Source organism: Carboxydothermus pertinax (assembly GCF_001950255.1).
GTDB classification, from domain to species: Bacteria; Bacillota; Z-2901; order Carboxydothermales; family Carboxydothermaceae; genus Carboxydothermus; species Carboxydothermus pertinax.
This window is the reverse complement of record NZ_BDJK01000052.1, coordinates 1-607: the sequence shown is the minus strand read 5'-3', so window position 1 is coordinate 607 and position 607 is coordinate 1. Positions and strand designations below refer to the sequence as shown.

General features: G+C 45.5%; 1 rRNA gene. It reads right to left on the bottom strand.

Annotated elements, in window-relative coordinates:
• Positions 1–607 (bottom strand): 23S ribosomal RNA (locus cpu_RS09945); the annotation flags it as partial.

The window sequence follows — 607 nt, the reverse complement described above, 5'->3', positions numbered from 1 at the left end:
CCTTCTCGCTTACTTATGCCGGCATTCTCTCTTCCTATTAGTCCACAGCTCCTTCCGGTGCTGCTTCGCCCCAATAGGAACGCTCCCCTACCTTTGAGAAGTGAGATGTGGGAAGTTGGATGTGAGAGTTATACCCATTTCTCTATTAGCCTATATATCTGCTTCCCCAGTACGTCTATTCTTTCCATCAGCTCTTCCGGTATTTCATATCCTAATCCTTTTGCTATCTCCATCAACACTTGGAGTTCGTTTGTTGACCCCAAGCTTATTCGTAGATAGTGCTTGAATTCTTCGGCTGATTTCTTTCTACCATACCCTTCTGCTATATTTGCGGGTATTGATATGGCCGCTCGCCTTATCTGGCTTGTTATTTCATATCGCTCGCTTGCCGGAAAGTCCTGAGTCGCCTTGTATACCTCTATGGCTATTTGATGTGCTTTCTGGTATACTTCTAAGTCTTTATAGCTTTTTATCTTCTCTCCCACTTCTAACCTCTCACCTCTCACTTCTCAAATCGTAGCTTCGGTGGCGTGCTTGAGCCCCGTTACATTTTCGGCGCAGAGTCACTCGACTAGTGAGCTATTACGCACTCTTTGAATGATGGCTG